Source organism: Vibrio sp. MEBiC08052 (assembly GCF_001506075.1).
Classification (GTDB): domain Bacteria; phylum Pseudomonadota; class Gammaproteobacteria; order Enterobacterales; family Vibrionaceae; genus Vibrio.
In genome coordinates, this window is record NZ_KQ947476.1 from 343,697 (window position 1) to 358,668 (window position 14,972).

Annotated in this window: 14 protein-coding genes and 1 pseudogene; 2 read left to right on the plus strand and 13 right to left on the minus strand. The window is 49.2% G+C overall.

Features of this window, described 5'->3' with window-relative positions; genetic code table 11:
- Nucleotides 1-29: 29 nt before the first annotated feature.
- The 8 genes and pseudogenes from tatC to VRK_RS19015 form a co-directional block, all read right to left on the minus strand.
- Nucleotides 30-782 carry a twin-arginine translocase subunit TatC gene (tatC, locus tag VRK_RS18980; protein ID WP_059123069.1) on the minus strand — a complete coding sequence of 251 codons (753 nt, stop codon included), beginning with the start codon at nt 780-782 and terminating at the stop codon, nt 30-32.
- A 72-nt stretch (nt 783-854) separates the two neighbouring features.
- A complete protein-coding gene (gene tatB / locus VRK_RS18985; protein WP_059123070.1) occupies nt 855-1,178 on the minus strand; it encodes a Sec-independent protein translocase protein TatB in 324 nt (107 codons plus the stop codon).
- Between the two features lie 6 nt (nt 1,179-1,184).
- On the minus strand, nt 1,185-1,406 hold the full coding sequence (tatE, locus tag VRK_RS18990; RefSeq protein WP_059123071.1) for a twin-arginine translocase subunit TatE: 222 nt from the start codon (nt 1,404-1,406) through the stop codon (nt 1,185-1,187).
- A 44-nt stretch (nt 1,407-1,450) separates the two neighbouring features.
- Nucleotides 1,451-3,088 (minus strand): ubiquinone biosynthesis regulatory protein kinase UbiB, encoded by a 1,638-nt coding sequence (gene ubiB / locus VRK_RS18995; protein ID WP_059123072.1) that lies wholly within the window; start codon nt 3,086-3,088, stop codon nt 1,451-1,453.
- 10 nt (nt 3,089-3,098) lie between these two features.
- On the minus strand, nt 3,099-3,707 hold the full coding sequence (locus VRK_RS19000; protein WP_059123073.1) for a ubiquinone biosynthesis accessory factor UbiJ: 609 nt from the start codon (nt 3,705-3,707) through the stop codon (nt 3,099-3,101).
- A gap of 13 nt (nt 3,708-3,720) precedes the next feature.
- Complete coding sequence (gene ubiE, locus VRK_RS19005) at nt 3,721-4,473, minus strand: bifunctional demethylmenaquinone methyltransferase/2-methoxy-6-polyprenyl-1,4-benzoquinol methylase UbiE (protein WP_059123230.1); 753 nt, start codon at nt 4,471-4,473, stop codon at nt 3,721-3,723.
- 388 nt (nt 4,474-4,861) lie between these two features.
- Nucleotides 4,862-6,334: pseudogene (gene rmuC / locus VRK_RS19010) on the minus strand (DNA recombination protein RmuC); the annotation flags it as partial.
- Nucleotides 6,335-6,429: 95 nt separating this feature from the next.
- Nucleotides 6,430-6,663, minus strand: a complete 234-nt coding sequence (locus VRK_RS19015; RefSeq protein WP_059123074.1) for a hypothetical protein — start codon at nt 6,661-6,663, stop codon at nt 6,430-6,432.
- Nucleotides 6,664-6,923: 260 nt separating this feature from the next.
- Here VRK_RS19015 and VRK_RS19020 point away from each other — a divergent pair, with 260 nt between their 5' ends.
- A complete protein-coding gene (locus VRK_RS19020; protein ID WP_059123231.1) occupies nt 6,924-7,832 on the plus strand; it encodes a DMT family transporter in 909 nt (302 codons plus the stop codon).
- 54 nt (nt 7,833-7,886) lie between these two features.
- On the opposite strand, the gene araC is transcribed toward VRK_RS19020, so the two are convergent.
- The 5 genes from araC to VRK_RS19045 all read right to left on the minus strand — a co-directional run bounded on the left by araC (nt 7,887) and on the right by VRK_RS19045 (nt 13,437).
- On the minus strand, nt 7,887-8,723 hold the full coding sequence (gene araC / locus VRK_RS19025) for an arabinose operon transcriptional regulator AraC (RefSeq protein WP_059123075.1): 837 nt from the start codon (nt 8,721-8,723) through the stop codon (nt 7,887-7,889).
- A gap of 155 nt (nt 8,724-8,878) precedes the next feature.
- A complete protein-coding gene (locus VRK_RS19030; RefSeq protein ID WP_059123076.1) occupies nt 8,879-9,403 on the minus strand; it encodes a hypothetical protein in 525 nt (174 codons plus the stop codon).
- Between the two features lie 45 nt (nt 9,404-9,448).
- The gene (araA, locus tag VRK_RS19035; RefSeq protein ID WP_059123077.1) at nt 9,449-10,951 is read right to left on the minus strand and encodes an L-arabinose isomerase; all 1,503 of its coding nucleotides are present in this window, start codon (nt 10,949-10,951) and stop codon (nt 9,449-9,451) included.
- 9 nt (nt 10,952-10,960) lie between these two features.
- Entirely contained in the window at nt 10,961-11,662 is a 702-nt protein-coding gene (locus tag VRK_RS19040) for an L-ribulose-5-phosphate 4-epimerase (RefSeq protein ID WP_157372065.1), read from the minus strand.
- Nucleotides 11,663-11,718: 56 nt separating this feature from the next.
- Complete coding sequence (locus VRK_RS19045; protein WP_059123079.1) at nt 11,719-13,437, minus strand: ribulokinase; 1,719 nt, start codon at nt 13,435-13,437, stop codon at nt 11,719-11,721.
- A gap of 497 nt (nt 13,438-13,934) precedes the next feature.
- Here VRK_RS19045 and VRK_RS19050 point away from each other — a divergent pair, with 497 nt between their 5' ends.
- Nucleotides 13,935-14,939, plus strand: coding sequence for an arabinose ABC transporter substrate-binding protein (locus VRK_RS19050; RefSeq protein ID WP_059123080.1), 1,005 nt, complete (start codon nt 13,935-13,937; stop codon nt 14,937-14,939).
- Nucleotides 14,940-14,972: the final 33 nt, after the last annotated feature.

The following is a 14,972-nucleotide window of genomic DNA, read 5'->3' on the forward strand; positions in this document are numbered from 1 at the left end:
AAAACGGTATTCACTCCGGTTGCGAGTCTTCACGACGAATCCTGTGTTTCTTTTTCTGGTTTGCTTTGGCAATAAAAACGAGCACAAAAAACACCGACTTCAAACAGTAAACAGATGGGAACGGCCAGTAACGTCTGAGAAATGATATCCGGCGGGGTCAGCAGCATCCCGACCACAAATGCCCCGACAATAATGTAAGGTCGTTTTTGCAAAAGCGCCTTGGGCGTCGTTGCGCCCGTCCAGCAAAGCAACATGATTGCCACCGGTACTTCAAACGCAATCCCGAACGCTAAAAATAGCGCCAACACAAAATCAAGATAGCTGGCAATGTCGGTCGCAAAAGCAACCCCGTCCAGTGAAATTGCAGTAAAGAAGCCAAAGATTAAAGGGAAAACTACAAAATACGCGAATGCGACCCCACCATAAAACAGAATTGAACTCGACAATATCAGGGGCATCACTAGCTTACGTTCATGTTTATACAGCCCCGGTGCAACAAAAGCCCATATTTGGTAAAGCAGATATGGTACCGTCATAAACAGCGAAACAATCAAGGTCAGCTTAAGCGGGGTAAAAAAGGGCGAGGCAACATCGGTCGCAATCATGGTTGCACCTGCGGGTAGCCGTTCAATTAACGGCCGGGCAATAAACTCATAGATATGATTCGCAAAGTAGACTAAACCGAGAAAGACAGCGATAACAGCCACGATGCAACGTAATAATCGGTTACGTAACTCGAGCAAGTGACGAATGAAAGGTTGGGTTTGCTCAACAGACGACATATTGACTCCATATCGCGTCAGAAACAGATGACGTCAGAAACAACCAGATTTTAAGCAACGCGTACATCACGGTTATTTCGACTGTTCCTCTGCGCTTTTATCATGCGCTGAAGGTTGCTCAACGTCACGCGTAGTGGTATCCACAGATTGATGCGACTGAAGGAATTCAGGAAATGGTTCGTTCACTTTGGTTTGCTCAGCTTGTCGATGCTTGTCTTTGAGTTCTTGTATCTGTAACTCTTGAGACAGTTCATGCTGAACACTGTTAGCGATCTTTTTCACAGACGCAATCAATCGGGCGAGACTGCGAATCGCATGTGGTAAGCGCTCCGGCCCCAAAACAACCAGCGCAATCACCGCGATTAATACCAGCTCCCAAAAACCGATATCAAACACCGGGATCTACTCTTTGTCTTGGTGATTCTGCGCAGAAGACGCAGATTTCGGTTGTACTTCATCCGGCTTTTCACGCTTCGCTTCTTCAGGCTCTTCATCCATCGCTTTTCTAAAACCTTTCACGGCACTGCCTAAGTCACTGCCCATGCTCCGCAATTTTTTCGTGCCGAACAGTAACACCACAATGGCCGCAATAATCAGTAATTCCGTAATGCCAATACCACCCATATCACTATCCTTTTATGCTTCGCCAAACCGCTCAGTAGATACGCTTACCGACGGTAGAACATCCAACTGATTAACCAAGACATACCGCCGACCACGGCTGTACTGATTGACAAATGCGGCTCTTGCCCATTCGCCAAAAAGACCGCCGAACAGATCAGTGCAGTTGCCCCAATCCCTAAGAAAAACTTGCCCCGGGCCTGATCCCGTTTTACCTGACGGTAATCCTGATACAGCGCATTGACTCGCTGATTCATCACGCGTCCTTGCTTGAGACTTTCGTAGACCAGTTCAGGCAACTCCGGCAGTTTTTCCGCCCAGAATGGTGCCTTCTCACGGATAGAACGCAATACCGCGCCCGGCCCAACCTGATCAATCATCCAGCGTTCCAGAAACGGCTTGGCCGTTTGCCACAGATCAAGTTGAGGATATAACTGCCGACCCAAACCTTCCACATACAGTAACGTTTTTTGCAGCAGTACCAGTTGCGGTTGGACTTCCATATTGAAGCGACGCGCCGTGTTAAATAGGTTCAACAACACATGGCCGAATGAAATCTCACACAACGGCTTGGCAAAAATCGGTTCGCACACAACTCGGATGGCACTTTCGAATGCATCAATATCCGTATCATATGGGACCCAACCGGACTCGACATGGAGTTCGGCAACACGTCGGTAATCACGATTAAAAAACGCCAGAAAGTTTTCTGCCAGATAGCGTTTATCTTCTTTGTTCAGCGTTCCGACAATACCGCAATCCAACCCGATCCATTGCGGATTTTCAGGATGAGCCGGCTGGACAAAAACGTTGCCCGGATGCATGTCGGCATGAAAAAAGCTGTCTCTGAACACCTGCGTAAAGAATACACTGACACCACGTTCCGCCAGCAACTGCATATTGGTGCCGTTTGCCTCTAGTGCCTCAATATCCGAGACCTGAATCCCATAGATGCGCTCCGAGACCATCACGGTTTCATTACTATATTCAGAAATTACCTCCGGAATATAGAGTTCTTCACTGCCCTCAAAATTACGTCGCAACTGAATCGCATTCGCAGCTTCTCGACGTAAGTCTAGTTCATCCTGCAACGTTTTCTCATATTCCCGCACCACTTCAACCGGCTTTAAACGCCGTGTTTCAGGAAGTGCTTTCGCAACGAGACGAGCCATCCGATACATCAGTTTGATATCCGCGGCAATCACCGGCTTGATATCAGGACGAATCACTTTGAGTACCACCTCACGGCCGTTGGATTTCAATGTGGCGGTATGCACCTGAGCAATCGATGCAGAGGCCAGCGGTTCAACCGAAAAGTCATCGAACCAAGTCTCTACCGCACCGCCCAACGCTTTTTCAATCTGTCGCTTCGCTAAATGACCATCAAACGGTGAAACTTTATCCTGAAGCAGCGCCAATTGATCCGCGATATGCGGGGGAAACAGATCCCGTCGGGTAGACATCATCTGACCAAACTTAATCCAGACCGGCCCCAGCTCCTGAAGCGCCAAACGCAGACGCTCCCCTAATGGTTTCTCCGGATAACGATTCCGCAGCCAGAACAGCGATTTTCGAGCTAATAATGGTGCTCGGAACAAGTGATGATCAGGAAGGAATTCATCAAGACCATATTCCAGCTGCACCTTGATGATACGATACAACCGCCTGATTTCTGTTGGCGTCATAGTTTCTCCGTCAGCATAGTTTCTCCGTCAGAGACTGAATCCGACTTTCAAGTCGGGATAACTGACTGTTTACTTCATCAACCCGATCACAAAAATCAGCCACCTCAAGCGGGCCAGGAGCAATACGCCACTCTTCCGTTAAAATCTGTGCAACATGGGATTGGTGACGCTGATGTTGTGTTTGCAGGAAATGACTCAAATCTTTGGCAGCCTGTGTCACCGTATGCGCGACAACATCCCCGCTCAGGCGTGATAACCACTCTTCCCAATCCGGCTTACAATCCGTCATCAGTTGAGAAAACTTCTGCGCCAGTTGGATATCACCTTCCAGTATCAACTTATCCTGTTTGATCAGTTGCGTGATGTTTGCCTGCTCCCGCAGCTGTGGCAGGATCGATAAGGTCAGAGACAAATAACAATCAGGTGTCCCTTCGTATCGCGCTAACACATCAATTTGCTGGCTGAAAACAAACGTCAGGGTTTGATCGAGCTCTTTCAGATGAACCTGAATCACATTGCCTTTCAGGCGAGCAAGCTGACGAATCAGAACAGGATCATCCTGAATCAGTCGGTTCAGAATGGTTTCGATCGTTGCGGTCAGTAAAGGTGCAAATGGCATAGGAACCGCCTTGTCAGAATTTATAACCACGGTGAAGCGCCACAATACCCGCGGTCAGATTGTAATAACTTACTTGCTCAAAACCGGCATCGGCCATCATCCCTTTTAACGTGTCCTGATCCGGATGCATCCGGATTGACTCAGCAAGATAACGGTAACTGTCAGCGTCGTTGGCGATGAGCTGGCCCATCTTCGGCAGGAGATGGAACGAATAGGTATCGTAGATTTTGGATAACGGCTCGAACACCGGTTTGGAAAATTCCAGCACCAACAGACGTCCGCCGGGTTTCAGTACCCGAAACATCGAGCGGAGCGCTTGGTCTTTATCTGTGACATTGCGCAGGCAAAAGCTGATCGTGATGCAATCAAAATAATTATCGGGGAACGGTAGTTCTTCCGCATTCGCCTGAACATAATGCACATTACCGACAATGCCACTATCGCGCAGTTTATCCCGGCCGACACATAACATTGAATTATTGATATCTGCCAAGACGACATGCCCAGTGTCACCCACGATTCGTGAAAACTTTGCTGTCAAATCGCCCGTACCACCGCCGAGATCCAGAATTCTCTGCCCGGCACGAACACCACTGCAATCAATCGTAAATCGTTTCCATAGTCGGTGAATCCCACCGGACATCAAGTCATTCATGATGTCATACTTCGCTGCGACAGAATGAAAAACTTCTGCCACTTTATGCGCTTTCTCCGCTTTGGCGACGGTTTCAAAACCAAAATGGGTGGTTTCTTGATTTTCTGCCATTTTTTCAGATTGCACGCCTTTACCTACCTTGCATGATCGAATAGAAGCCACACATCACATGACCACATCATTCATCATGCTTGATAAACTGATGCCTGATCAACCCATGTGACTGACTGATTGGTTGCGCTAGTTTACTGTATCCCCTATCGGATGTCTTTCAGCAATCGGCAGATTTTGTGCCGACGGATGCGCTGTTATTCTCCCGGTTCTCTTGTGGTAAAACCGTTCCGGATGAGGCGGTATCAGCGCGAGAATGTTCAAACTTTGTTGTCTCAGATAAGTGTTGTTCAGATAAGCTTTGCCCTGACGGCGTTCGCGTCGGCGACAGGCGTTCTGACCCGGTTTGTTCAGGCGATGCTGACTCAGACGCCAACGCTTCAGAGCCTGCTCTCCGAGACTCATCAACCCACCGGGAAGCAATCGAACGTTTCACCTCTACGCCCAATTGCTTAAAACTTTCCGCCTGACGAATGGCGTTACCACGCCCGCTCGACAGTTTGTTCATGGCACTCTGATAACTCTGCCCGGCCTTGTCTATGGCACTGCCCAGCGTGTCCATGTCGTCCACGAATAAACGTAATTTGTCATAGAGTTTTGCGGCTTTCTCCGCAATGCGTTGGGCATTTTGATTTTGATATTCATTACGCCATAAATTATCGATGGTTCGTAAAGCAACCAGTAATGTGGTTGGACTGACAATAATGATGTTTTGTTCCATCGCATCTTTGACTAAAGCGGGATCCGCCTGGATTGCCAATTGGAATGCCGGTTCGACCGGAATAAACATCAACACATAATCTAACGTCTGGATGCCTTGCAACTGCTGGTAATCTTTCTTACTCAGTCCTTTGATATGAGAGCGTATCGCAAGTAAATGTTCACCAAGTGCTTTATCGCGCTCAACGTCACTCTCAGCATGGAAGTAACGTTCGTAGGCTACCAGTGCCATTTTTGAATCGATCACCACCTGCTTCTCATTCGGCAGGTTGACAATAACATCCGGTTGATAGCGCTTGCCCGCTTCATTTTGCAAACTGACCTGCGTCTGATACTCGTGGCCTTCACGTAGCCCTGATTCCGCCAAAACCCGGGCTAACACAACTTCACCCCAGTTCCCTTGTTGTTTGTTATCGCCTTTGAGTGCCTGCGTCAGATTTAACGCTTCTTTCGCCATCTGCTCATTGAGTCGTTGCAGATTCTTCAACTCATGGACCAGAGTATGACGTTCCTTAGCTTCCTGGCTGAAACTATCATTGACCTGTTTTTTGAACCCTTCCAGTTGTAATTTCAGCGGATTCAGCAAGCCTTCCAGACTCTGTTTATTCTGCTGATCAACCTTCGCAGTTTTGACCTCAAACAGCTGATTCGCCAACTGTTCAAACTGTTGCTTCAAGCGTTCTTCGGCACGTTCCAGTAACTGTAATTTTTCCTGACTGGCAACCATCTGGGCTTGATGTCGCGCTTCCTGCTCCCGAAGCTCTCCTTGTAATTGCGCGTTCTTCTCCCGCAGCAGTACCAGCTCATCATTCAACTGTGTCCGCTCTTGCTGTAAGGTCGCCATTTGCCCGAGTTTTTCAGTGGCAGCCATATGCTGCCCATGCAGCTGTTTCAGCTCGGCCATGGCCAGATCATGCGCATCTTCTGATTCGTGCAGCTCAGCTTGTGTTTGCCGCAGTTGTGTCGTGACCTGACTCAACACTTGTTCGTGAAGTTGCTGTTGACTCACCAGCTGTTGCTGCAACTGGCTGAATTGCAGTTGCATCTTTTGCTTCATCCACCAGCCCGTTATGCCGGCAGAACCGACAATACAGAGAGCAGACATTACCAGTAGGGATTGGTTTTCAATAATCCATTGCATCATGGGAATCAATTCTGTGTCTCAGCATAAGAACTAAAAATGGTATTGCCGGACTGGATCAATGTCCAGTAGATTTGCGGTACAGAGACGTCAAACTAGCCTCTGATGTCAGGGGGCGTCAGCTGAGCATATGCGGTTTTGACCGATTCCAGCGATTCATCCGGAACATGTACAACCTGCCGACACTGCTTGCACGTCGTGACGGCAATTCCCATCACCATCCCGGTTTGCCCGAGCAAATGAATATTTCTTAGCCGGGAGACCAGCTCCGTCGGACCACATAACGGACAGATCCCCCAAATTTTTCCACCGCCTTTCTCACCCGCCATCCTCTTTTCCTTATCAACTTTACTTATCAACGATTGCGAAAGCGCAAATCTCCGCCCGCAAACCTTACAGCCCGCTCGCGGATAATCCGAATCACGTCTATTAGTCATGCGATCAACATCCCATAAACTCATCCTGTTGTAACACTTGGATTTATTGTTTATATGACACAAATAACATGCTTGACGAAAGCTTATGTTATGCTCAGGCAATCGAATCAATGGTGGAAAAACACGGCTTACCAGCAATGAATAACAACACAATCAATGAAAAACAAGCTTTGCTCTTCGGTCTTAGCGCGGTGTTATTGTGGTCAACTGTCGCGACGGCATTTAAGCTCACGCTGGCACAACTGACCCCGATTCAGATGTTAACCGTTGCTTGTGTCATTTCGATCATCTCATTAGTCGTCATTTGTGCATGTCAGCGTCAACTTCACCTGATTTTGCCGACCTTTGCGGCCAATCCGACCTATTTCATTATTTCCGGATTGATCAACCCGCTCAGCTACTATCTGATTCTGTTTCAGGCCTATCGCCTGCTCCCCGCCTCTCAGGCACAGTCGATCAACTATAGCTGGGCGATGACGCTAACGATCATGGCCGCCATTTTTCTCAAACAGAAAATCCGCAAGCAAGACTATCTTGCCGCTGCACTCTGTTATCTGGGAGTGTTAGTAATTGCAACCCGGGGCAATCTGCTTGCGCTCGATTTCGACAGCCCCGTCGGGGTCGGACTCGCCTTATTATCAACGCTCCTGTGGGCCGGCTACTGGATTCTCAATACCCGTAACACCGCAGATCCGGTCGTTAGCCTGCTACTGGGTTTTCTGGTCGCCCTGCCTTGTACGTTGATTCTGTCGCTTTACGAAGGCACCGACTGGAACCATATCACGCCCCAAGGCTGGCTCAGTGCCGTTTATGTCGGTTTATTTGAGATGGGAATTACCTTCTTTCTCTGGCTCAATGCACTCAAACGTACCCGTCACACCGCCAGAATCAGTAACCTGATTTTTATCTCTCCGTTTATTTCACTGCTGTTGTTATCCGTGATCATCCAAGAGCAGATTCATCCGGCGACCATTGTTGGGCTGGTCTGTATTATTGCCGGACTGACCATTCAGCAGCTCACGCCAAAACGGGACAATACACATCAACAAACGGAATCATAGTTTCAGGGGCTCACGGGTTCACCCCTGAAACTTGAGACAAGACAAAGCGGGCGTTTAAGTAATTTGCTCCCGATAGCGTTTGGGACTGACGCCCGACTTACGTTTAAATACCCGGGAAAAATAGAGGGGATCGGTATAACCGACAATTCGGCCGATTTGGTTGACCGAATAGTTAGTGGTCACCAGCAGTTGTTTGGCCCGGCTGATGCGCTGATCATCACGCCACTGCGTAATCGTCATCGACATCTCTTCACGGAACAGATGCCCCAACCGCGAAGGAGACAGGCAGATGTGAGAGGCTACCATTTCCATGGTGAAATCCTGATTGAGGTTCTGCGTCATATAATTCATCGCTTCAATCACGCGTGGATCGAGCGGCTTGCTGACCACATCAGGTTGCAAACTCTTACAACGAATCAGGAGCTGTTCCAACAGATTGATCGATAAATCACTCCGATAAGGTTCATCGGATTTGGCGGTATACTCGATATCGATGAATAAACGTTCCAGATGATGAACGGTGGTTTGATCCAATCCGCGGGTGATATACACCCCGTGTTGTTCATCTTGCCAACTCAGCCAGTCATGCCAGAAGGCTCTGGGACGAAAATAAACCCAGCGATGAAACCAGCACACACTGTCTGCTTTACGATGGTAATAGTGAGCCGCTGTCGGAGGAAACAGCAGTAAATCACCGGGACCCACATCAATGGCCTGATCACCGGAAAAAAGCGTGCCCTCACCTTTACTGGTCAGGTTGATAATATAGCCTTTCATGCCATTGGGGCGGTCAATGGTGAAATCCAGTTCGTCTCCTTCAATAATCGGAGTCAGTCCTGCCACCAAATGTGCATCGAAGTTATACCCGGGTTTAAGCGGATCGTCTTGCATCCTACATCCTATACTACTTTCCTTTAACGCCTGAGTGTACGCTAACTCTTCGATTTCATACGATTTATGACTTCACAGTTTCGTATAAAACTTGTGACACTTGTTAGTTCTGAAAGCCGCTCGGCGCTCGCAAGAAGATGACGTAAAACAGTAGGCTATGACAGGAAAATCCACTGTGTGGCAGAAAATGCCTCTCTGAAATGTTGATTTCCGGACGCAACCAGATAATCACTCGGTCGCTCATTATTTTGGTGCTGTAACTGTTCCAGTCGGCCTCTCATATCGGCAACGGAGCGCGGTTCAGAACTCTGCTCGGCCTGAATCGCCTGAATATTATGTCGCATATCTAAACGGGTCGGCACACGGTGTCGTGCCATATATTCGATCACTAGCGCATCCGGCTGAAAAGAATAGGTGATACCAAGCGAGAGGGTTTCTTCGAGCTGCACGTTACACCACTGTTCAATCCGGTTATTTTTGATCCGAAACCGCCAGTGAAAATCTTCGGTACTGATGACCTCATCGTTGTTGATCAGCTCTAACCGGCCACTAAAAAACAATTTACTACGGGAGAACAACTGAAATACCACCGGTGTATGTGACGCGATTTCCAATTGCCAGTGATCATGAAACAACTGTGCCCGATCAGACACCTGAAATTCATCCGGGTCTATCTTCACATTGGCTCCTTATGAGGTGCCTGCCATAGCAGGCACCATTGGGTTTTATATCTGGCCGTTCAGCCGATAGTACAGGCTGTTATGTTTCAAATCCTGTTTATACTGACGTAAGTTGGTCTGCTGATCGATCAACGCCATCTCAATACCGGCAATCTCGGCATAATCCGACAGCATATCAACCGTCACCGCCTGACTGTAAACCGTGTGGTGAGCCCCACCGCCATAAATCCAGGCAGTTGCAGCAACTTCAAGACTTGGATGCGGTTCCCACAGTGCGTGAGCAACCGGCAGATTCGGCAACCCTTGAGGCGGAGTCACCGCATCAACGGTATTGACCAGCATCCGGAAGCGATCGCCTAAATCAATCACGGAGACATTCAGCGCCGGACCGGGTTTACCGGTGAAAATCATCCGCGCAATCGGGCAATCACAGCCGATGGTGTGGCGGTGAATCTCAATTTTCGGCCGCGCTGTCGCAATCGACGGACAGACCTCAAGCATATGCGCGCCAAGCACCTGACTCCGTTCACTAAAGTTATAAGTGTAATCTTCCATAAACGAGGTGCCACCGGCTTTACCCTGCCCCATAACTTTCATCATCCGCACCATTGCTGCGGTTTTCCAGTCTCCCTCACCGCCGTAACCGTAGCCTTTTTCCATCAAGCGTTGGGTTGCCAGCCCGGGGAGGTTAGTCAGGCCAGTCAGATTTTCAAATGTATTGGCAAACGCACGTGCCCCTTTCTCAGTCAAAAATTGCTCCATCCCCAATTCCAGCCGGGCTTCCTGTCTGAGGATCGCCAGTGAGTCACGGTCATCGAGTAATCCGGGCGCAATATCATAAGTTGAAGCATATTCATCAAGCAGTGCGGCCACGTCACTGTCAGTGACTGCATTGACGCGCTCACTCAGTTCACCCAAGCCATAAGCGTGAACTTCATAACCGAACTGAATCTGTGCGGAGACTTTATTGCCTTCTGTTACAGCGACCTGGCGCATGTTGTCACCAAACCGAGCCACTTTGAGTTGTTGTGCTTCAGCAATCCCGACAGCCGCACGACACCAGTCATCAATCTGACGGTGCACCGCCACATCTTGCCAGTGGCCAGTCACTACTTTCCGGTTGAGATTCAACCGTGTACCGATGAAACCAAATTCCCGACAACCATGCGCACTCTGGTTGAGGTTCATAAAGTCCATATCAATGTCTTGCCACGGGAGCTCCGCATTGAACTGGGTGTGTAAATGCAAGAATGGCTTGTTGAGCTGGCTTAGACCGGCAATCCACATTTTAGCGGGAGAAAACGTGTGCATCCACAGCACCAGACCGACACAATCCGGATCATTGTTTGCCCGGCGGCACACTTCGAGAATTTCATCCGGTGTTTTCACCACTTCCTGCTCAACTACAGCAACTGAAATATCTGCTGCCGCATTGAGGCCGGCAACCATCTCATGACTATCAGCAGCAACACGCTGCAAAACCTTTGGCCCGTACAGATGCTGGGAACCCGTGACAAACCAGATCTGTTTCTTATCGAAAATTTTCATCGTGTATCCTTATTTTTCGTGATGTTCCTGCTGTCCGTAATAAGCATTCTTGCCGTGTTTACGCAGGTAATGCTTATCCAGCAATGTTTGATTGATTGCACCAACCCCGGCATTGATTTGCAGCGTTCTCAATGCCATCGCGGCCACTGTCTCGAGCACTACAGCATTGTGTACGGCCTGATCGGGCGTTTTACCCCAGCTAAACGGGCCATGCTCTTTGACAATGATGCCCGGCACAGCAAGCGGATCCTGCTGTCCGATCGTTTCCACAATCACTCTGCCGGTATTCAGTTCATAATCCTGATGAATTTCAGCATCGGAGAGCGAACGGGTGCACGGCACATGACCATAGAAATAGTCCGCATGCGTGGTACCTAAAGCTGGAATCGCTTTCCCTGCCTGAGCCCAGGAGGTCGCATTCATCGAGTGGGTATGCACAACCCCACCGATTTCAGGGTAAGTCCGATAGAGCTCCAGATGCGTTTCCGTATCTGAAGAAGGATTTAAATCGCCTTCCACACGCTGACCGGCCAGATTGACCACCACCATATTCTCAGGGGACAGATCTTCATAAGCCACCCCGCTCGGCTTAATCACTACCAAGCCGGATTCTCGGTCAACACCGGAAACATTGCCCCATGTGAAAGTCACGAGATTATGCTTCTGCAAATCCATGTTGGCTTTCCAGACCTGTTCCCGCAGCACATCCATCCGGGCTTTCCATGCCGAATTGACCACAAAATCCGGAGTGAAAGAAACATCAATATTCATGCATCCTCCTTTGACAACGATGATGTCACATCATCTAAACGATCCTGAGATAACTGCTCAAGAGACTGTCCTAAATGTCGGTACATGGCGTAGCGCGTAGCCCGGAGATTCGGGATAGCAGAAGCCGGTGTATAGGTGCGACTGATCGGGCTGGCCATTTGCACCTGAGCCTCTTGTGTCGTCGGATAAACACCCGCAGCAACGGCGGCAAAGATTGCAGCACCCAGCGCACAACACTGTTCAGATTCTGCCACCACAATTTCCCGGCCAATTACATTGGCACAGGTCTGCATGACATACGGTGATTTTTGTGAAATCCCGCCAATGGCAATCAGACGGTTAACATCTACGCCCTGACTGACAAAGCAGTCCACAATTGCTTTCGCCCCATGTGCGGTTGCTTCCACCAGTCCGGCAAATAAATCGACCGCGGTCGAGCCGAGATTCAGCTCGGCAATCGCACCTTTCAGACGCTGATTGGCATTCGGTGTCCGACGGCCATTGTGCCAGTCCACCGCTAACGCCTGATTATCGCCTTCCTCCAACGCTGCGGCAGCTTGGGTTAATTGGGGGATAAGTGCGTTTTCAAACTCAGCCAGATCAAAATTGACATCGGGATGGTCGCGCAGATATTGCTCAACCGGCCAAAGCAGCAACCGTTTATACCAGGCATAGATATCACCAAACGCAGACTGTCCCGCTTCAAGCGCAGTCATATTCGGCAGTGCACTGCCCAACACCTGCCCGCAGATACCGGCAATCGCCTTGTCCGCAACCTGCGCTGGATCAACCATCAAAATGTCACAGGTCGATGTACCAATGACTTTAACTAAATCATGAGCCCCGGCACCGGCACCGACCGCCCCCATGTGGCAATCAAACTCACCGACTGCAATCGCAATACCGGCTGGCAACCCTAGTTGTGCAGCCCACTCATCGGTCAGATAACCCGCCACCTGATCGGCGGTATAAACATCGTGATACATCCGCTCCCGTAAACCGGCTAAAGTCGGTGAAACGGCGGTCAGAAATGCTTCCGAAGGTAGGCCGCCCCATGACTCATGCCACATCACCTTGTGCCCTGCGGCACAAACGCCCCGACGCAACACATCCGGATGTTGATGACCACTCAGCACCGCGGGAACCCAGTCGCACAATTCAACCCAGCTATAGGCATGTTGTGCAACTTCGGCATCTTGTTCACTGACCCAGGCAGCTTTGGCCCAGAACCATTCCGAAGAATAAATGCCACCGACATAACGGGTGTAATCGGGAAAGTCATTGCTGTGTGCTAATTGGTTAATCCGTTCAGCCATTGATACTGAGGTATGATCCTTCCAGAGAATAAACATCGCATTCGGGTTATCGGCAAACTCCGGTCGTAGTGCGAGCACTTGTCCGTCAACATCAATTGGTGCCGGTGTCGAGCCGGTTGAGTCAACCCCTATCCCGACGACCGATTGTGCGATGTCCGAACTCACCTGAGCCACGGCATTTTGTATGGCTTGCGTCATTGATTCCAAATAGTCCTTTGGATGATGACGAAACTGCGATCGTGCCGGCTGACAGTATTTGCCCTCTTTCCATCTGGGATACTCCGCAACCCCGGATGCCAATTCAGCACCGGAACGAGCATTGACCAATAAAGCCCGGACCGAATCTGAACCAAAATCCAGACCGATCACACAAGGCTCACTCTTCTGCCTATTGTCCATAACTATCCCCATATTCAAGTCACCCGCACCATGTAGCGCTTATCACTATCGACAAACGATTCACATCGGCAAGTCATCATCACGAACCGTTTATCACCACCGATAAATCGTCGCCACTGAGACGGTATCGCGAGCTCACAGTTGATATTCAGTAGTTGTCATTTATAGCGGTGGAACGGAGAAGGGAACATGAACGCCATAGCTAAAAATATGGATAAAAACGCCGTGACTGTTTTTTTGCGGTTTAGCTTAAAAAATATGCACATTAAGGATTTATCGCGAAATGAGCCATGAAAAATCATATGTATAGGAATAAAAGGCTATTTAAATCGAGAATAATATTATTTTGAGAGCTGAGTCATGTTGTCTCACGCTATATGCATGGACAAAAACGCTACCTTTCATTGCTGTGATTTTCATCACTTCAATCCTGCGCGGCTTGTACAAATAATGTGCCCGAAACACCCCCTACAACAACCAGTGGATGGAATAGCAAAATGAAGACGATAAGAAAAAAACTCGCTGTCGCCGCTTTAGCAGGAACCGCACTACTCAGTGCCTCTGCTCATGCTTTCTTTGGTAACGATGATGACACGCTCAAACTTGGTTATCTGGTAAAACAACCGGAAGAGCCTTGGTTCCAGACTGAATGGAATTTTGCTGAGAAAGCCGGCAAAGAGTATGGCTTCGAAGTAATTAAGATGGCCGTCCCCGATGGTGAAAAAACCCTCAATGCGATCGATACCCTTGCTGCGAGCGGCGCCAAAGGTTTCGTCATTTGTACCCCGGATCCGAAACTCGGGCCAGCCATTATGGCCAAAGCCAAAAGTTATGATCTCAAAGTGATCACGGTTGACGATCAGTTCCTCAACGCCAAAGGCAAGCCGATGACGAATGTGCCGTTGGTGATGATGGCTGCCAGTCAAATCGGTCAGCGTCAGGGCCAAGAGCTGTATAAAGAAATGCAAAAGCGTGGCTGGAACCCTGCCAACAGTGCGGTCATGGCAATTACCGCAGATGAGCTTGATACCGCTCGTCGCCGGGTAGACGGCTCGATTGCGGCACTCAAAGAAGCGGGCTTCCCTGCCAATCAAATCTATCGCGTACCAACTAAAACCAACGACATTCCCGGTGCACTGGATGCTGCCAACTCGCTGCTGGTGCAATATCCGAATGTCAAACACTGGCTGGTGGTCGGCATGAACGACAACACCGTACTCGGTGGTATTCGTGCAACCGAAGGTCAAGGCTTTGATGCACAGAACGTCATTGGTATCGGTATTAACGGTGTCGATGCCGTCAACGAACTGGCGAAATCCAAACCTACCGGCTTTTACGGATCTTTACTGCCAAGTCCGGACGTGCATGGCTTTAAGAGTATCGAATCGCTGTATAAATGGGTCAAAGATGGTGTTGAACCGAAGAAATTCGTTGAAGTCACCGATGTGGTTCTGATTACCCGAGAGAACTACAAAGCAGAATTGAAGAAAAAAGGACTGTAATTCCCGGCAGGTGGCACAATGTTGTGCCACCTT